Origin of the sequence: Clostridium sp. AF27-5AA (assembly GCF_003478415.1) — a bacterium.
Taxonomy (GTDB): Bacteria; Bacillota; Clostridia; order Lachnospirales; family Lachnospiraceae; genus Otoolea; species Otoolea fessa.
Genome location: NZ_QUFH01000016.1, coordinates 36,540 through 54,293, shown reverse-complemented (window position 1 = coordinate 54,293; position 17,754 = coordinate 36,540). Strand labels below are relative to the sequence as shown.

The window sequence follows — 17,754 nt, the reverse complement described above, 5'->3', positions numbered from 1 at the left end:
CCTGAAGGATGAAAGATAGAGAGTAGAAGAAATTCAGTGTGCAGTTTTGAAGGTATATAAAGAAGACCGTTGTACAGAAATGTATGACGGTTTTTTGTGTAATAGGAAATTCCTTGGAAGTCCCTATTACACAAAAAGGCACTAACGTGCCAATGATGCGCACGTATGCGTTGACAGAAAACTCATTGTTTTCTGCTTTTTATAGCCGCGGAGGTATCTGGTGTTTTGCACATCTCTTTTTGAGTGCTGTGCTGTTTCTGCGTCGTCAGAAAGACTATCTCTTTCTATTTTTGCCAAGATTATATGAGTTCTGAACCCGAAATTTAAGGATGCGTCATGCTGCTCATGCAGCGAGAAGACGGTAACATCCGATGAAAAGAATAGATTTTTCGATTTTTTTGAAAAAGTAGTTGACATTTAAAATATAATCGGTTATACTTATCTACGTTGTTGGAAAGCAATATTCCTCGATAGCTCAGTCGGTAGAGCACGCGGCTGTTAACCGCGCTGTCGTAGGTTCGAGTCCTACTCGGGGAGTTTTTTGATCCATATACTTTATGGACCTTTAGCTCAGTTGGTTAGAGCAACCGGCTCATAACCGGTCGGTCCCGGGTTCGAGTCCCCGAAGGTCCACTCTACCCAATATGAGGTAAATAAATAATTTAATATTTGGCCCGGTGGCTCAGCTGGTTAGAGCGCCGCCCTGTCACGGCGGAGGTCGTGGGTTCGAACCCCATCCGGGTCGTTTTGATACGACTGTTATAAATTGGTTCGCGTAAGCGGATTGAGGGACAGAGTATCGTAATGGGGTCTTAGCTCAGCTGGGAGAGCATCTGCCTTACAAGCAGAGGGTCACAGGTTCGAGCCCTGTAGGCCCCATTTCATTGTCGGAAAGTAAGAAGAATTTTTGGTTGATATATCGATATAATTTGAAATAAATCAACAATAAAAGAAATTTAAAAAAATCTAAAAAACAGTTGACATTCTTCAGAATGAGTTGTATAATATGACTTGTTCGTTAAGAATAAAAAGTATGTGTGTGTAGCTCAGCTGGATAGAGCACTTGGCTACGGACCAAGGTGTCGGGAGTTCGAATCTTCTCACGCACGTCGATTTCTCTGGTTGTCAGAGAGCAAAAAGCATCCTTTTGAGGGTGCTTTTTTTGTATAATAGGGAATTCCAAGGAATTTCCTATTACACAAAAATGCACTAACGTGCCAATGATGTGCACTCGCGCGAAGATGCAGGTTGTCGCAAGTGACGCGCTCGGCGCGAGAATGTGTCAAGGCAGCAATTGTTCACAGGTAGGAATTTTCTGAACTGAAAATTCCGTACGATACAGTTCTGGCAACAGATTTTGTCGATTTGGAATGTGCAGTATCGGCAAAATCCCGTTGATGGGCACACGTGTGCGAACCGTAACCCTGAGCACATTCTTTATTCCGTTTACGACAGCCCGGAATTGACTTTTTACCGCATGACCGATATAATAATAGGGCTGTCCCTATCAAGGCAGATAGCTTTGCGGTTTCTATGAAAGACCGCGTGGAGGAATTATGAAAACAGAATATCTGATAAAAATTGGTTCTGTCGCGAAATGGCTGGTGCCGTTTTTTGCAGCGGTGGCGCTGCTGAACGCGTAGGTTTTAAGTGGGCAGAATAAAATAGAAAGGCTGGGAAGAAGCTGGGAGATGCATCACGGATTCTGACACAGCGGAAAGGAGAAGAGATGCAGTTAGTTCAGTTAGATATGAAGCAGATATCGAGCGAGGCAGAGATTTACGACTGCCTGGTCGGTCAGATGAATTTTACCAATGCCGATGAAAAACCGGAATGGATGAATGTGATTGAGATGAACGAGCGGGATCCGTATGAGATGGATACAGAAGAACAGCCAGAGGATCCGGAGTTTAAGAAAATTCTGGAGACACCGGAGAAGACATTGGATGGTCTGGTACAGATGCTGGCTGCCCGCCTGGCAGATGATTACTGCCTGGAAGTAATCCGGGATGAAGCGGCGGATGATGAGAAGAAAGAACTGGAAAAACGTCTGGAACGCGCACTGGAAGATGCGGCGCGCACAATCGATGAAAGAGACGGGAAATTGTATGCAATACTTGAGGATACAAAACCCATGGCATTCTCCGTTATCTGATGAGCCGGAAGAAGGATTGATTCCGTGTGAGGTGGTTCGGTCTTCCCGGAAGACGATCGCCATCCAGATCACGGCGGAAGGACGCCTGGTACTTCGGATTCCGAGGAGGGCTTCGGTGCAGGCTGCGATGCGGTTTGCCGAGGAGCACCGCGACTGGATAGAAGTCCATTATAAAGAAGCGGTGGAACGCCAGAGGAACCGGAAAACATATGGAGCGGAAGAAATCCGAAATTTCACAGAAAAGCTGCGCCCGGTGCTCATGCACCGGGTTGCTTTATATGCGGCGTGCATGGGCGTAACCTATGGAAAAATCACAATCCGGAACCAGAAAACGCGTTGGGGAAGCTGCAGCGCAGCTGGAAACCTAAATTTTAACTGGCGGCTGGCACTTTTGCCGGAGGATCTGATGAATTATGTGATTGTCCATGAGCTGGCACACCGGCTGGAAATGAACCATTCCGCGCGTTTCTGGACGCAGGTGGAGAATATACTGCCGGACTGGCGGGAACGGCGCAGGCGGCTTAGGGAGTATGTGATATAGAAAAGAAGCACAGACATAGATAATAGGAGGAACAAAATGGCAGAAGAAGTCTGGATGCTTCAGACCAAGAAAGCAGATTTTAAGCAGATCGGGGCGCGGTTTCGGATCGATCCGGTTACGGCGCGTATTATCCGGAACCGTGGGATCGAAGGAGAGGCGGCGATCGACCGCTATTTAAATGGCACGCTGGATGATCTGTATGATCCGATGCTGTTAAAAGATATGGAGCGTGCCGTTTCCATCCTGTGCGAGGCTGTGGATACTGGAAAGAAGATACGGATCGTCGGTGATTATGATATTGACGGCGTCTGTTCGACGTACATATTATTGCAGGCATTTGAACGGCTGGGCAGTGATGTAGATTTTGAGATACCGGATCGCATCAAGGATGGCTACGGAATCAATGAATCGATCATCGAACAGGCGCACGCGGACGGCGTGGAGGTGATTCTGACTTGTGACAATGGTATTTCCGCGTTCCATCAGGTGGAGCTGGCGAAGAAATATGGCATGACGGTTGTCATCACGGATCATCATGAGGTGCCCTTAGATGGGGAAAAAGAGAAGATTCCCCCGGCGGATGCGGTGATCGATCCGAAACAGGCAGACTGTCCGTACCCATTTCCGGAGATCTGCGGCGCAGTGGTGGCGTACAAGCTGGTGCAGGTTTTATATGCCCGCCGGGGCGTGCCGCAGATGGAATGGCTGGATTTGCTTGAATTTGCCGCGATTGCGACGGTCGGTGATGTGATGAAGCTGCAGGATGAGAACCGGATTCTGGTAAAATACGGTCTTAAAAAGATGGCGCAGACCAAAAATCTAGGGCTTCGCAGACTGGCGGAGAAAAATAATCTTGATCTGGGGGCGATCACAGCATACCATATCGGATTTGTCATTGGACCGTGCCTGAATGCGGGCGGACGATTAAAAACGGCAAAGGAAGCGCTGGCGCTTCTGCGGGCGCAGAGTGAGGAAGAGGCAGAACGCCTGGCAGAGGAACTTAAGGAATTAAATGATACCCGCAAGGATATGACTGAGCAGGGGACTGAGGCGGCGAAGCTGCAGGTAGAGAGCTGGTACCAGAAGGACAAGGTGCTGGTGGTCTTTCTGCCGGAATGCCATGAATCGCTGGCGGGCATTATTGCAGGGCGCCTGAGGGAATATTATCAGAAGCCGGCGATCGTGCTGACGCGCGGCGAGGAGGCGGTCAAAGGCTCGGGACGTTCCATCGACGAGTACCATATGTTTAAAAAGCTGACAGAGGTCAGCGATCTGCTGCTCAAATTTGGCGGGCATCCGCTGGCAGCCGGGCTTTCGCTGGAAGAGAAGAACATTGACGAGTTCCGGCGCAGACTGAATGAAAATGCGGGGCTGACGGAGGAAGATTTTAAAGCGAAAGTCTGGATCGATGTGCCGATGCCGGTGGGATATGTGACAGAACGCCTTGTGAGGGAGCTTTCCTGTCTCGAACCGTTTGGACAGGGCAACGAAAAGCCGCTGTTTGCAGAGAAATCACTCCGCATCCGGGCGAGCCGCGTACTGGGGCGCAACCGGAATGTCGTAAAAATGACGTTGGAAGAGACAGACGGACACGCGATCGAGGCGCTATATTTCGGTGACGGAACGGCGTTTGAGGAAGAGCGCGCCGGACGGCGGGAGATCGACGTCGTGTATTATCCGGACATCAATGAGTACAATGGAAGAAAAACGCTGCAGGCGGTGATCCGCCGTTATAAATTCCGGGGGTAAATGGCATGATAACGAGAAAAGATGTGATGCCGGTCAATTTCCTGAAAAAAGAAAAATTTACCGGAAGTGATACCGGGATGCGCTACCGGATGGAGATGACAAAGCGCGAAGTACCGAAAGAAGACGGCGCAGATGGCGAGACGGTCGAGGAGACAGTCCTGACTGTGACATCGTGGCCGGAACCATATGGATACGACGCAACGCCGGAAGAGGAGAAGACCCGCGAGGAATTTCCATTTTCGGAAGAAGGAATTGTGAGCGGGGTAGAGTGGCTGAACGGGCAGCATGCGCGGTATGTGAAGCCTGAAAAATAGACGGTTGCGTGAACAGAAAGAGTGAAAAAGTAGAATGAGTTGGAAAAAGACATTTTATGAGGGGCTAAAGAGCGGTATCCCCATTGGACTGGGGTATCTGCCGGTCTCCTTTACGTTTGGCTTCCTGGCGGTGTCGGGCGGTCTGCCGGTCTGGGTAGCAGTTTTTATATCGCTGACGAACTTAACGAGCGCCGGACAGTTCGCAGGGACAAACCTGATTCTGGCGGGGGCTGGGTACTTTGAGGTGGCATTGACGACGTTTGTCATCAACCTGCGCTATATGCTGATGTCACTGTCCCTGTCCCAGAAGCTCGATGAAAAGACGGGAACCGGGGCGCGCCTGGCACTGGCATTCGGCATCACGGATGAGACGTTTGTCGTCAGTTCCCTGCATCCGGGCATTTTGAAAGCGTCGTATATGCTGGGACTTATCACGATGCCGATTCTGGGGTGGAATCTTGGAACCTGGCTGGGAGGCGCGATCTCGGCGGTTCTGCCGCAGGCGCTGCAGAATGCGATGGGAATTGCCCTGTACGCGATGTTTATTGCACTGATTCTGCCGGCGGCACGCAAATCGCGGTCGGTGTGCTGCGTCATCATTCTGGCAGTTGTGATGGTGTGCATTTTAAAATATGTTCCGGTTTTTGCCGGTATTTCCTCCGGTTTCCGGGTGATTCTGGTTACGATCGCGGCATCGGCGTTCGGTGCATGGAAATTCCCGCATGATCCGGACGGTAAAGAAGCCGGTCAGGACGAGAGTCAGAAAGAGGGGGCAGAATGATGAATACAGCAGAGGCAGCAGGAGCAGCCGGAACACTCGATATGAAATACGTGCTGACCTGTGTCCTTTTGATGGCACTGGTTACATATATTCCACGTGTTCTTCCGGTTACGATTTTCCGGAAACAGATCCGTTCGAAGTTTATCCGAGCTTTCTTAGATTATACGCCGTATGCAGTGCTGGGAGCATTGACATTTCCGGATGTATTTACCTCCACAGGACATCTCTATTCGGCGGTCGGAGGAACGATCGTAGCGGTGATTTTGGGATATAAGGGAAAGAGCCTGGTGGTAGTGGCGATCGCGGCGATTGTGACGGTTTACCTGCTTGAGATGGCAGGCGGAGCCGGTCTTTTGGCGTCGCTTTCATTTTAAGAAAAATTTAAAATGAATATGCGCGAAAGCGCGGGAAATTCATCATAAATAAAAACGAAAGGTGCAGACAAGATGATTACAATGAAGGGAGCCGCTGTTTCGGCAAAGCTGAAAGAGCAGGTGGAAAAAGGGCTGGAAACCCTGACATGGGTGCCGAAACTGACGATTATCCGGGTGGGCGAGAATCCGGATGATATTTCCTATGAGAAAGGCGCGACGAAGAAGCTGACATCGTTCGGGCTTGAGGTGGAATCGAAGGTATTTCCGGGAGATATCTCGGACGAGGCATTTAAGAGGGAGTTTGCGGCGATCAATGCGGATGCGTCGGTGGACGGTATTTTAATGCTGCGCCCGCTTCCAAAACAGATCAACGAGCAGGATATTGAAAAAATGATCGATCCGGCGAAGGATCTGGACGGTATTTCCCCAGTCAATATCGCAAAGGTGTTCAGCGGCGATACGAGCGGTTTTGCGCCGTGTACGGCGGAGGCAGTGGTATGCATGCTGAAAATGAACGATATCGCGCTTTCTGGCAAACGGGTGGCAGTCGTAGGAAGAAGCATGGTTGTGGGACGCCCGCTTTCGATGCTGCTTCTGCATGAAAATGCGACCGTGACCATCTGCCACTCGAGAACCGCCAACCTGCCGGAGGTATGCCGGGAGGCGGATATTCTGACTGCCTGCGTGGGAAAAGCAGCGATGATTAACCACACTTATGTAAAAAAGGATGCGGTTGTCATTGACGTTGGGATCAATGTAGATGAAAATGGAAAACTCTGCGGCGATGTGGATTTTGCCGATCTGGAAGGAAGTGCTTCGGCGGCAACCCCGGTTCCGGGCGGTGTCGGCGGCGTGACGACGGCGGTTCTGGCACAGCATCTGGTGCGCGCAGCACGGATGAAACAGGAAAAAAATAGTAATAAATAAGCGAAAGAAAGTTAAGAGAAAAGCAATACATTTCCTCTCGTTTTCAGGTATAACTATAGTAAGAATGACAGTGTACCAGCAGTTGTTCCGGAAGGTCTGAACCCATTGTGGGGTGGAACTCACGGATGAAACAGAAAAACGGGAGGAATTTTTTATGAGAAAAATGGGGATGATGCGAAACAGGATGGCAGTTCTGCTGGCAGCAGGCACGATGACAATGACGTCGGCGGCAGGTCTGGCAGGTTGTACGTCCGCACCGGCATCGGTGACGGTGCAGTCGGCGGAAAATACGGGGATTACGGTGACGAGCCAGGAGAAAATCAAGGCGGAGCCGGATATTGCGGAAATTACCTACAGTGTCTATTCACAGGCGGCGGATGCGAGCACCTGCCAGTCGGAGAATCAGACGGATTTGGATGCGGTTCTGGCGCTTTTGAAGGAAAAGGGAATTGCAGATACCTCGGTGCAGACGAGCGGTCTGGGGCTGAATCCGATCTATGACTGGGACAATGGCAAGAAGATCACTGGTTATGAGATGACGACGGAGGTGGTTGTATCGGACGTTGCGATTGAGGATGCAGGGGCGATCATCAGCGATTCGGTCAATGCGGGTATCAATTCGATCGATTCGGTCCAGTACCAGTGCAGCAATTTTGATGAGATTTATCAGGAAGCGCTCAAAAAAGCCATTGAGTCGGCGCGCGTGAAAGCCGAAGCGATGGCGGAGGCAGGCGGCTGCAAGCTGGGAACGATGACGAATGTGCAGGAGTACAGCAGCGGGCAGCAGGCGCGCTATTATGACACTTCTTACAGCAGCGGCATGGCGATGAAGGAAATGGCGATGGAAGATGCGGGTGCAGGCAGAAACCTGATGCCGGGTCAGGTGGATGTTGAGGCAGAGGTTTCGGCTACCTTTTCGATTCAGTAAAAATTGTATAAACCTTCGCATATCTGGGATACTAACAGTGTGAAATGAATGGTCGGAAACGGCTGCTGTTTCATGAGAATGTAGAACAGAATGCGGAGGTTTATTTTTTATGTGGGGAATGATAACCGCGCTGGTTTCCGGCGCACTCATGAGTATACAGGGCGTGTTTAATTCTGCCGTGATGAAGCAGACCAGCATGTGGGTATCGGCTGGCTGGGTGCAGATAAGTGCATTTGTGGTTTGCCTGCTGATGTGGCTTTTTACGGGGCGCGGCGCGGTATCGGAGCTTTGGCAGATCGAACCGCGGTATATGCTGACCGGCGGCGTGATCGGGGCATTTATCACGTACACGGTCATCAAGAGCTTTGACGCGCTGGGACCGGCAAAATCAGCGCTTCTGATCGTCGTGGCGCAGATCCTGGTGGCGTACCTGATTGAGGTGTTTGGCTGGTTCGGTGTGGAGAAAGCGGGATTTGAGTGGCGCAAGGCGATCGGGGCGGCGGTTGCGATTGCGGGGATTGTGATTTTCAGATGGGAATAAAAATTTTCTGCTTGTGTTTAAAGGGGGTTTTGGTTAGAATAGAATTACGGACAAAACGCGCCTCGGAAAAAGAGGGGTGCAGAAGATGAAACAGACAAATCAAACAGTAAATCGGAAACGATGGATGCGAACAGGGGCAGTCGGCGTGGTATTTTTGGCGGCTGTTTTGTGTTTTGGTGTGCAGAGCCGGCGAGAGAAGCAGACGGTGGTGCTGGGGACGCAGAATAGTTTTTCAAAAGAAGTGGATGATTCGCAGGAAAGCTCCGAACGTCCAGCAAAACGGTCAAACGGCGGGGCAGTGGATGGGGATAATGAAGCAGCAGAGAACGCTGCGCCTGAGGAGCAATCAAAAGAAAATCCCGAAACGCCGGAACCGAGAATCCTATATATCCACGTCTGCGGCGAGGTAGCCGCACCGGGCGTCTATGAGCTTCCGGCGGGCAGCCGTATGTATGAGGCGGTTGAAAAGGCGGGCGGGATGACGTCGGAGGCGGCGCAGGAATCTGTAAATCTGGCGCAGGCGATCGAGGATGGACAGCAGCTTCGGATTCCGAGCCGGGAAGAGATTCGGAAATATCAGGAAACAGGGAAGGATGTCTCCGGGCTTCTGGGAGCCGGAGGCGCTGCTGGGAATGGCAGCGAGTCAGCTTCGCAGAAATCCGGAAGCAGTGCAGCATTGATTAATTTAAACACAGCTTCCAAAGAAGAGTTGATGACTTTAAATGGTATCGGCGCGGCGCGGGCGGAAGCGATTCTTTCTTACCGGGAGCAGAAGGGCGGTTTCCGGACGATTGAGGATATTATGAAGGTGCCTGGCATCAAGAACGCGGCATTTCAGAAGATAAAAGATAAGATTACAGTATAGAGAGATAGAAGCATAGTGGTTGAGGTGGAGAATGGCGAAGGTATTAGTGGTAGATGATGAAAAATTAATAGTAAAAGGAATCCGTTTCAGTCTGGAACAGGATGGATTTGAAGTTGCCTGCGCCTATGACGGGGAGGAAGCGCTTCAGATGGCAAAGGAGACGGAGTATGATATGGTTCTTCTGGATGTGATGCTGCCGAAGCTGAACGGATTTGAAGTCTGCCAGGCAATCCGGGAGTTCTCCGAGATGCCGATCATTATGCTGACCGCAAAAGGCGACGATATGGATAAGATTCTGGGGCTGGAATACGGCGCCGATGATTATATCACGAAGCCATTTAACATTTTGGAAGTAAAGGCGCGCATCAAGGCGATCCTGCGCCGCAATTCCAAGAAATCGAGACAGGAGCCGCAGCAGACAAAGAAAGTCATCGAGGCGGGCGATCTGACGCTGGATTCGGACAGCCGCCGGGTCTTTATCGCTTCCCGCGAGATCAATCTGACCGCGAAGGAATTTGACCTTCTGGAGCTCCTGGTGTGCAATCCGGGCAAGGTTTACAGCCGCGAGGAGCTGCTGCGCTTTGTCTGGGGCAACCGGGCGGCGGCGGGCGGCGATGTTCGCACCGTAGACGTTCATGTGCGGCGGCTGCGCGAGAAGATCGAGCCGAGTCCGAGTGATCCGAAATATGTACATACGAAATGGGGCGTGGGGTACTACTTCCGGATTCGGTAATGTAGAAAAGAACTCAGAAGAGGATGAAAGGGGCGCTGCAGGGGAGTGTGTATCCCGGCAGCTGCTCTTTTTCTTTAGGTGGCAAAGGCAGATGGGGCAGAGAATGAACGAGGAAAACCAAAAACAGGATCAGAAGGATGAAATTGCAGGGAAGCAGGAAGAGCCGGGACAGATAGTTTCAGAAAAAGTGGAGAAGAAACGAGAGGAAAAACCAAAGAAAAAGCGTCTCCGCATCCAGGGCGCCGCATGGAGGCGGCTGGATAACACGGCGAAGCTCTTTGCGGCGGTGTCGGGCGAGGATTTAAGCAGTGTATTCCGGATCTCGGCGGTTCTGAAAGAAAAAGTAGATCCGGAGCTTTTGCAAAGGGCGCTTGTGCGGACACTTCCGGAGTTTGAAAATTTCCGGGTGAAGCTGCGGAAGGGATTTTTCTGGTATTATTTTGAGACGAACAACCGGAATCCGGGCGTGGAAGAAGAACAGAGTGCACCGTGCCGTTTCATTGATCCGCACCGGGGCGCGCGGTTCCCGTTCCGTGTGAGCTACTATGGATGCAGGATCAATTTTGAAGTGTTTCACGGGTTGACGGACGGACTGGGGGCGCTGCGGTTTGCTTCACGTCTTACAGAACATTATCTGGAACTGGTGAAAAAATTGCCGGTTATGGTGCAGGAGCGGGAGTTTTCGCCGCTCCGGGAGGACGATTATCTGCGACATTACCGGAAACTGCCGCATCGGCATTATAACAGCAGACCGGCGATTGCGATTCAGGGGGAATTTCTCCCATTTGATCAGATGGCAGTGCTGCAGGGGACGATTGAGGTGTCGGCACTGAAGACGGAATGCAGGAAGGTGGGGGTCAGCATCACCAAATATCTGGCGGCGGTGCTTCTCTGGGCGATCATCCAGACGGAGACGGATGGGAAAACGCTGAAACGTCCGGTGGCGCTCAATCTTCCGGTGAACCTACGGAGTTTTTTTGAGTCGGAGACGCTGGCAAACTTCTTTGCTGTCGTGAATATTTCGTGGGCGGCGGGAAAGGCACCGGAGGCATTGGAAGAAGTGATTGCGTCTGTGAGCCGCCAGATGGATGAGCAGATCGTGAAGGAGCGGCTGGAGGAGACGATCTCCTACAATGTGTCGAATGAGAAAAAATGGTATGTGCGGGCGATCCCGCTATTTGTCAAACATCTGGCGATGCAGTTGATTTTTCTGCACACCAGCCGCGCCCACACGATGACATTTTCCAACATCGGACCGGCGCAGGTTCGGGAGGAACTGAAAGATTCGATCGAGGGCTTTCAGCTTCTTGTCGGCGCATCGCCGAAGCAGCGGATGAAATGCGGGGCGGTGGCGTATGACGGGAAATTATGCCTGTCGTTTACGAGCGCGATGGCAGAGAACCGGCTTCCGGAGTTTTTCTTTCACTTTTTGGAGGAAAAGGGCATCCGGGTAGAGCGAGAGAGCAATGGAATCACGGATACGAAGCATGATAAAGGACGTTATCCAGTGATTGCCCAGGATCGAGAGCGCGTGCGCCGTGCGGTGCGGGGATTTTATGTGTCATTGGTGCTCGTATCGCTTCTGGCGGGGCTTACGAATCTGGCGACTTATCATCGGATTCCGTTTAAATGGTCGCTTCTGACGGCGGGCGCGGCGGCGTATGTGGCGATGACGCTGCGGTTTTCGGTCATGAGGCATGCGAGCTTGGCAGGAACGCTGGTGCGGCAGTCCCTGGGAATTCAGGCAATTTTGCTTCTGATTGACGCGCTTACAGGGCTTCGGGGGTGGTCGGTGGACTACGCGATCCCATGCGTCGCACTGTTTGAGGTGGCGGCGGTTCTTCTGATGATGCTAGTCAACCGGATGAACTGGCAGAGCTATTTTATGTATCAGATCACAATTACATTTCTGAGCTTTGTGCCGTTGATTTTCTGGAAAATCGGGTGGACGCATCATCCGCGTCTGACGGTGCTGGCAGCAGGTGTGTCGGTGGCAGCGCTGGCGGCGACGGTGATTCTGGGCGACCGGAGTGTGAAGCGGGAATTGAAGAGGCGGTTTCATGTGTAGATGGCAGGAAAATCGGTCACAGTAAAGGAACGATCTATAAAAATACGAAGATTGAAAATTTGGATGAAAGAAAGGGAAGAAGCATGAGTCGGAAAACAGTCAGCATGATAGGCAATCTGACGCGTGATATGATGAGTGACGTGATGGAGACATCGTTAAAGAAGCCGATCCAGACCGGCGAATTCCGGAAAAATCCGGTCGAACCGGCGTGGAGATGTCCGGCGGAATATATTTATGAGCTGGTAAAAACAGAACAGTTTGTGATGGAATATTTAAAGCCGAAGCAGGCGGTGACGGGGCGCGTCATTTTGCAGCTGCACGGCGGCGGGTATATCGGTCCGATGAAAAATATTTACCGGCGGTTTGCGGTTAAGTATTCGCAGATCAGCTTCGGCGCGGATGTTCTGACGCCGGACTACCGGGTGGCGCCGGAGCATCCGTATCCGGCGGCGCTGGAGGATGCGGTGTACGCGTACCGATGGCTTCTGGAAGAGAAGAAATACCAGCCGTCCCAGATCGTGGTAGCCGGGGATTCGGCGGGCGGCGGCCTGGCGCTGGCGCTCTGTCTGTATGCGAAAGATCACGGGCTGCCGCTTCCTGCGGGCATTATCACGATGTCGCCGTGGACGGATGTAAGTCTGAGCGGGGCATCGTATGAGGAAAATTATACGATCGATCCACTGTTTGGTAATTCGAAGGAAAATATGTTGTACCAGTGCAGCTACATCGGGAATGCCAATCCGAAAAATCCGTATCTGTCGCCGCTGTTTGGAGATTTTGAAGGATTTCCGCCGATGCTGATGCAGGTGGGCGCGTATGAGGTGCTTTTAGATGATACGAGGGCGGCAGCGAAAAAGGCGCGCGCCGAGGGCGTCAAGGTGCGCTGCTCGGTCTATGACGGGATGTTCCATGTATTTCAGATGGGACTCGACCTGATTCCGGAGAGCCGCGAGGCATGGGAAGAGGTCGCGGAATATCTACGGATCATCTACCGGATTCATCGGGAGCCGGAGGGAACGGTCGTGAAAAAGGTAAAAACGAGACGCAAAGAGACGGAAGACCGGGCGCGGCTGAATCTGTTGGCATTTTTAAAACGGGAGCTTAAAAAGTGAAGATTACGTTAGTGACAGTAGGAAAAATTAAGGAAAAATATCTGGAGGCGGCGATCGCGGAGTACAGCAAGCGGCTGGGGCGTTACTGCCGTCTGGAGATCGTGCAGGTGGCGGATGAAAAAACGCCGGATAAGGCGAGTGAGCTGCAGGAAACGCAGATCCGCGACAAGGAAGGCGAGCGGATTCTGGCGCATATCAAGGAGGACGCGTATGTGATTGCGCTTGCGATCGATGGAAAGCAGCGTTCCTCGGAGGAGATGGCGGCGTGGATGGAAGACCTGGGCGTGCGAGGTGAGAGCCATCTGCAGTTTATCATCGGTGGTTCGCTGGGGCTGTCGCAGGCTGTGTTAAACCGTGCGGACACGAAGATCAGCTTTTCGCGCCTGACTTTCCCACACCAGCTGATGCGCGTGATTTTGCTGGAACAGATTTACCGGAGTTTCCGGATTATAAAAGGAGAACCGTATCATAAGTAGACATAATGCATGATGGGTGATTAAAAATTAGCTATTCATAATGCGCGAGAGCAGTTCGAGATCCTCTTTTTTGACCTTTAAGTTAGATGCCACCTCGGTTCCGTCCGGGGCGGTCACTTTTAGGGAAATGACGCTGTCCTCGCGCAGCGCGCGGGTGTAGGCGGCTTTCAGAAAAGGGGAAAATTTAGGGTGGCGGGCTTTGAAACGCGCCCACTCGTCCCGAAATTGCAGTAAGGATGAAAGATTCATGTGATTAAGTCCTTTCCGTTTTAATAACTGATGGTAGTGTATCATGCGCGGGGAAGGCATGTAAAGAGGAAAAATTATCAGTAACGAGAGGTAGACTGATAATTGTTCGCAGTAACGTAGACAGGAGAATCAAGATTCATGGAACAGGTACAGAAGAAAAATATACTAGGCACGGAGCCGATCGGCGGGCTTTTGCGGCAGTTTGCGGTGCCAAGTATTATCGCGATGCTGGTAGGCGCCCTTTATAATATCGTCGATCAGTTTTTTATCGGAAGAAGCGTGGGGGAGCTGGGGAATGCAGCGACGAACGTGGCGTTTCCGTTGACGATCTCCTGTGTGGCGCTGGCGCTTCTGTTTGGAATCGGCGGTGCGGCGTCCTTTAACCTGACGCTGGGAGGCGGCGATCGGGAAAAGGCGTTATTTTATATTGGAAATGCGGCGACGCTTCTGTTTGGAAGCGGTGTGATTCTGGGGACTGTGGCGCTTTTTTGCCTGACGCCGATGCTGCGCTTTTTCGGTTCGCCGGACAATGTGCTGGCGTATGCCAAAACGTATACGGGTATCACGGCTCTGGGATTTCCATTTCTGATTCTGACCAACGGCGGCGGGCATCTGGTGAGGGCGGACGGAAGCCCGCTTAATGCGATGCTTTACAATTTATCCGGGGCGCTGATCAATACAGTGCTCGATCCGCTGTTTATTTTTGGATTACATATGGGAATGGCGGGTGCTGCGCTGGCGACGATCATTGGACAGATTTTTTCAGGAATCCTGATTATCCGGTATCTGCGCCGTTACAAAAACGGACGGCTGACAGCGGCGCATCTTCGACCCCAGAGAACATATGTAAGCATGATTACCTCATTGGGGGCAGCGGCATTTTTCAACCAGCTTGCGATGCTGGTGGTGCAGATCGTGTTAAATAAATCCTTGACCTACTACGGTGCGCATTCGGACTATGGGGAATCGATTCCGCTGGCGTGTGCCGGCATTATCACGAAGGTCAATCAGGTGTTTTTTTCGATCGTCATCGGTCTTTCGCAGGGCATGCAGCCGATCGCAAGTTTCAATTATGGCGCGAAAAATTATGCGCGCGTGCGGCAGGTGTATGGGTTGGCGCTCAGGTGGGGATTTGCGGTGTCGGCGGTGTCCTTTGCGTGTTTCCAGTTGATTCCGCGTCCGATCATCGGGCTGTTCGGGGAAGGATCGGAGATGTATTTCCAGTTTGCGGAAAAATATTTCCGGATTTACCTGTTTTTCACGTTCTTAAACTGTGTGCAGCCGATTGCGTCGAACCTGTTTACGGCGATTGGAAAACCGAAAAAGGGTATTTTCCTGTCCCTGACGCGCCAGATTCTCTTTTTGCTGCCGCTGATTGTGATTCTGCCACTGTTTATCGGCATTGACGGCATCATGTATGCCGGACCGATCGCGGATTTTGTGGCGGGCGTGGTGGCTCTTGCGATGGCAGGCGTGGAGGTGAGACGGCTGCGGCGGATGGAAAGTGCGTCCGTGCATGCATAGGCGGATGGTATATTTTAGCCAGTCCTTCATATATTGAGGTAAGGAGGACGGGCTGATGAAGGAGGAACAATCAAAGCAGGATGTGAGGGCGCTGTTTCATTTTTTCTCCCGGAATATCCGGGAGCAGCTTCTGGCGCTTCCGCTTGAGGCGGATGGAATGGAAGAGGTACGGCTGCGGGTTAGCGCGCCGCTGTATTACATATATAAAAATAAAGAGTACACAGCCGGAAGTGGATTCCGGGTCAGCCGGGAGGATGTGGACGAGACGCTGCAATGCGCGGCTCGTTCTTCCCTCTATGCTTACGGGGAGGAAATCCGGCAGGGGTTTCTGACCGTGCAGGGCGGACACCGGATTGGCGTGGCTGGAAGGACGATACTGGAAAACGGACATATAAAGGCGATTCATCCGATAACCTTTTTAAATGTCCGTTTTTCGCATCAGATGATAGGATGTGCAGCAAAAATACGGTCGATTTTGACGGATCCAGGGACGGGAAGTATCCGGAATACGCTTCTGATTGCGCCGCCGAGATGCGGAAAAACAACACTTCTGCGGGATCTGATCCGGATGGTGTCGGATGGAGAAGAGGGAAAGGATAGGGGCTCTGCTTTGACGGGGAGCTTTGAACGGCCTAAGGCAGGTGCAGGACATGAAAATAAAGCTGGAAAAATGGTGGAGATGAGGAAGCAGCATGGTGGAAAAGTGAGGGCGCAGACGGTCGGGGTGGTGGATGAGCGTTCGGAGATTGCCGCCTGTTATCAGGGAATCCCGCAAAACGATGTTGGCTGCCGGACAGATGTGCTGGATGCCTGCCCCAAGGCGGAGGGAATGATGATGCTGATCCGCTCGATGGCACCGGAGGTGGTCGCGGTGGACGAGATCGGCGGTGAGAATGATTTGGAGGCGCTTCGCTATGTGATGAACTGTGGCTGCAGGATTCTGGCAACCGTACATGGAAATTCGATGGAGGACATCCGGGAAAAACCGGGCTTGTCCTCTTTTTTGCAAGAAAAACGGTTTGAGCGGTATGTGGTGCTGGGAAATAGACGCGGACCGGGAACGGTGGAGGCGGTATATGATGCAGCTGGCGAGGAGCTCATATGTGGATAAAATTGCTTGGAATCTGCCTTGTATGTGTATCGTGTGCGGGGATTGGCGGGGGTGAGGCATTGCGCCTGATTGGCCGGAGGCGTTTTTTGGAGGAAGTAAAACGGATTGCCGCGGGACTGCAGGGAGAGATTGGGTATACACAGGCAGTTCTTCCTCTGGCACTGTGCCGGGCGGGGGCACGCGGGGATGGAAAAGCGGGGAAACTATTTTTGGTGGCAGGAGAGCGGCTGGAAGCGAATCCAGAGTGTCCGTTTGGGCGTATCTGGGAAGCGGTTCTGGAAGAGCAGGGGATTCGTCCGATGTTAGGAACAGAGGAATGGGAGCTGATGTGCCGGTTTGGAAACAGCATCGGGTATCTCGATCTGGAAATGCAGCAAAAGACGCTGGCACTGTATCTGGAAGAATTGGAACGGGCGATTGAGCAGCTGCGGCGGGAAGAGCCGGAGAAGAAACGGCTGTGCTGGGGGCTTGGGATACTAGGCGGGCTGTTTCTGGCAGTGGTGTTGATGTAAGTGGGGGAAGAAAATGGGAGTTAATCTAATATTTCGGATTGCGGCAGTCGGTATCCTGGTTTCTGTCCTCTGCCAGATTCTCAAACACAGCGGGCGGGAGGAACAGGCATTTCTCACAAGTCTTGCGGGTCTTCTTTTGGTACTGTTCTGGATGGTGCCGTATATTTATCAGTTGTTTGAGACGATGAAGGAATTGTTTGCGTTGTAATGTACTCTCGGAATCCTTCTGTGCTTGATTTTGTGAGATGATTTTTTGTCAGTTGAGCCCAAATTTCTGAGGCGTATGTTGATGAAATTCGGGTGCAGCTGGCGAAAAATCAGCCGCAAAAGCGAGTGCAGGAAAGACTCCGAGAGTACATTGCAGGGAAGGACGGTAAAAAATGTCAATTTTAACCGTATCGGTTCTTGGGATCACGGCAGTTCTTCTGGCAGTCCAGCTCAAGGGAAAAGGCAGCGAGTATGGGACGTACATTGTGATGGCGGCGGGGCTGTGTCTCTTTTTCTATGCGGCGGGAAAGCTGGAAGTGATTCTGAAAACACTTCGGACGATGGAATCCTGCATCGGGATCAGTCCAGTGTATTTGTCGGCGCTTTTGAAAATGGCGGGAATCACTTATATTGCCGAATTTGCCTCCGGGATTTGCAAGAATGCCGGGTACGGTTCGCTGGGAACACAGATTGAGATATTTGCGAAGCTGTCCATTCTGGCGGTCAGTATGCCGATTCTGCTGGCATTGTTGGAGACGGTGAAGCAGTTTTTGGCGTAGGGAAGTGGTAAGTGCAGAAAAGCGGAG

Annotated in this window: 20 protein-coding genes and 5 tRNA genes; 24 read left to right on the top strand and 1 reads right to left on the bottom strand. The window is 51.8% G+C overall.

Annotated features, from left to right (window positions below):
* Positions 1-464 precede the first annotated feature (464 nt).
* The 19 genes from DWY89_RS13400 to rlmH all read left to right on the top strand — a co-directional run bounded on the left by DWY89_RS13400 (position 465) and on the right by rlmH (position 13,564).
* A tRNA-Asn gene (locus DWY89_RS13400) sits at positions 465-537 on the top strand.
* Between the two features lie 22 nt (positions 538-559).
* Positions 560-633: transfer RNA gene (locus DWY89_RS13395), tRNA-Ile, on the top strand.
* A gap of 38 nt (positions 634-671) precedes the next feature.
* Positions 672-745: transfer RNA gene (locus DWY89_RS13390), tRNA-Asp, on the top strand.
* Positions 746-806: 61 nt separating this feature from the next.
* Positions 807-879 (top strand) — tRNA-Val (locus tag DWY89_RS13385).
* Between the two features lie 156 nt (positions 880-1,035).
* A tRNA-Arg gene (locus DWY89_RS13380) sits at positions 1,036-1,109 on the top strand.
* 620 nt (positions 1,110-1,729) lie between these two features.
* Positions 1,730-2,155 (top strand): hypothetical protein, encoded by a 426-nt coding sequence (locus tag DWY89_RS13375; protein ID WP_022358685.1) that lies wholly within the window; start codon positions 1,730-1,732, stop codon positions 2,153-2,155.
* Positions 2,109-2,696 (top strand): M48 family metallopeptidase, encoded by a 588-nt coding sequence (locus DWY89_RS13370; RefSeq protein WP_107001307.1) that lies wholly within the window; start codon positions 2,109-2,111, stop codon positions 2,694-2,696. Before DWY89_RS13375 ends, DWY89_RS13370 begins: the two co-directional genes overlap by 47 nt.
* Positions 2,697-2,732: 36 nt before the next feature.
* Positions 2,733-4,445 (top strand): single-stranded-DNA-specific exonuclease RecJ, encoded by a 1,713-nt coding sequence (gene recJ / locus DWY89_RS13365; protein WP_118492520.1) that lies wholly within the window; start codon positions 2,733-2,735, stop codon positions 4,443-4,445.
* Between the two features lie 5 nt (positions 4,446-4,450).
* Positions 4,451-4,759, top strand: coding sequence for a hypothetical protein (locus tag DWY89_RS13360; RefSeq protein ID WP_107001309.1), 309 nt, complete (start codon positions 4,451-4,453; stop codon positions 4,757-4,759).
* A gap of 34 nt (positions 4,760-4,793) precedes the next feature.
* Entirely contained in the window at positions 4,794-5,540 is a 747-nt protein-coding gene (locus tag DWY89_RS13355) for an AzlC family ABC transporter permease (RefSeq protein ID WP_117796867.1), read from the top strand.
* 41 nt (positions 5,541-5,581) lie between these two features.
* The gene (locus tag DWY89_RS13350) at positions 5,582-5,914 is read left to right on the top strand and encodes an AzlD domain-containing protein (RefSeq protein WP_118524759.1); all 333 of its coding nucleotides are present in this window, start codon (positions 5,582-5,584) and stop codon (positions 5,912-5,914) included.
* Between the two features lie 72 nt (positions 5,915-5,986).
* Positions 5,987-6,841, top strand: a complete 855-nt coding sequence (locus tag DWY89_RS13345; RefSeq protein WP_118524086.1) for a bifunctional 5,10-methylenetetrahydrofolate dehydrogenase/5,10-methenyltetrahydrofolate cyclohydrolase — start codon at positions 5,987-5,989, stop codon at positions 6,839-6,841.
* Between the two features lie 154 nt (positions 6,842-6,995).
* Positions 6,996-7,769, top strand: coding sequence for an SIMPL domain-containing protein (locus tag DWY89_RS13340; RefSeq protein ID WP_243022837.1), 774 nt, complete (start codon positions 6,996-6,998; stop codon positions 7,767-7,769).
* A gap of 109 nt (positions 7,770-7,878) precedes the next feature.
* On the top strand, positions 7,879-8,310 hold the full coding sequence (locus tag DWY89_RS13335; protein WP_022359281.1) for a DMT family transporter: 432 nt from the start codon (positions 7,879-7,881) through the stop codon (positions 8,308-8,310).
* Positions 8,311-8,395: 85 nt separating this feature from the next.
* Entirely contained in the window at positions 8,396-9,175 is a 780-nt protein-coding gene (locus tag DWY89_RS13330; RefSeq protein ID WP_118524088.1) for a helix-hairpin-helix domain-containing protein, read from the top strand.
* A gap of 31 nt (positions 9,176-9,206) precedes the next feature.
* Positions 9,207-9,908, top strand: coding sequence for a response regulator transcription factor (locus tag DWY89_RS13325; protein ID WP_022359279.1), 702 nt, complete (start codon positions 9,207-9,209; stop codon positions 9,906-9,908).
* Positions 9,909-9,999: 91 nt separating this feature from the next.
* On the top strand, positions 10,000-11,976 hold the full coding sequence (locus DWY89_RS13320) for a DUF6320 domain-containing protein (protein WP_243022530.1): 1,977 nt from the start codon (positions 10,000-10,002) through the stop codon (positions 11,974-11,976).
* An 83-nt stretch (positions 11,977-12,059) separates the two neighbouring features.
* Positions 12,060-13,088 carry an alpha/beta hydrolase gene (locus tag DWY89_RS13315; protein WP_107001314.1) on the top strand — a complete coding sequence of 343 codons (1,029 nt, stop codon included), beginning with the start codon at positions 12,060-12,062 and terminating at the stop codon, positions 13,086-13,088.
* Positions 13,085-13,564 carry a 23S rRNA (pseudouridine(1915)-N(3))-methyltransferase RlmH gene (rlmH, locus tag DWY89_RS13310; RefSeq protein ID WP_118524089.1) on the top strand — a complete coding sequence of 160 codons (480 nt, stop codon included), beginning with the start codon at positions 13,085-13,087 and terminating at the stop codon, positions 13,562-13,564. Before DWY89_RS13315 ends, rlmH begins: the two co-directional genes overlap by 4 nt.
* 27 nt (positions 13,565-13,591) lie before the next feature.
* On the opposite strand, the gene DWY89_RS13305 is transcribed toward rlmH, so the two are convergent.
* Positions 13,592-13,813 carry a hypothetical protein gene (locus DWY89_RS13305; RefSeq protein WP_107001315.1) on the bottom strand — a complete coding sequence of 74 codons (222 nt, stop codon included), beginning with the start codon at positions 13,811-13,813 and terminating at the stop codon, positions 13,592-13,594.
* A 138-nt stretch (positions 13,814-13,951) separates the two neighbouring features.
* Between DWY89_RS13305 and DWY89_RS13300 the strand changes: the two genes are divergently transcribed.
* From DWY89_RS13300 to DWY89_RS13280, 5 genes are all read left to right on the top strand, one after another.
* The gene (locus tag DWY89_RS13300) at positions 13,952-15,337 is read left to right on the top strand and encodes an MATE family efflux transporter (RefSeq protein WP_117796871.1); all 1,386 of its coding nucleotides are present in this window, start codon (positions 13,952-13,954) and stop codon (positions 15,335-15,337) included.
* Between the two features lie 55 nt (positions 15,338-15,392).
* Positions 15,393-16,448: a stage III sporulation protein AA gene (locus DWY89_RS13295; RefSeq protein ID WP_118482583.1), complete on the top strand. Its 1,056-nt coding sequence runs from the start codon at positions 15,393-15,395 to the stop codon at positions 16,446-16,448.
* The gene (locus DWY89_RS13290) at positions 16,439-16,960 is read left to right on the top strand and encodes a stage III sporulation protein AB (protein WP_118524091.1); all 522 of its coding nucleotides are present in this window, start codon (positions 16,439-16,441) and stop codon (positions 16,958-16,960) included. Before DWY89_RS13295 ends, DWY89_RS13290 begins: the two co-directional genes overlap by 10 nt.
* Before the next feature lie 13 nt (positions 16,961-16,973).
* Complete coding sequence (gene spoIIIAC, locus DWY89_RS13285; protein WP_022359269.1) at positions 16,974-17,168, top strand: stage III sporulation protein AC; 195 nt, start codon at positions 16,974-16,976, stop codon at positions 17,166-17,168.
* Positions 17,169-17,340: 172 nt separating this feature from the next.
* A complete protein-coding gene (locus tag DWY89_RS13280; protein WP_118524755.1) occupies positions 17,341-17,727 on the top strand; it encodes a SpoIIIAC/SpoIIIAD family protein in 387 nt (128 codons plus the stop codon).
* Positions 17,728-17,754: the final 27 nt, after the last annotated feature.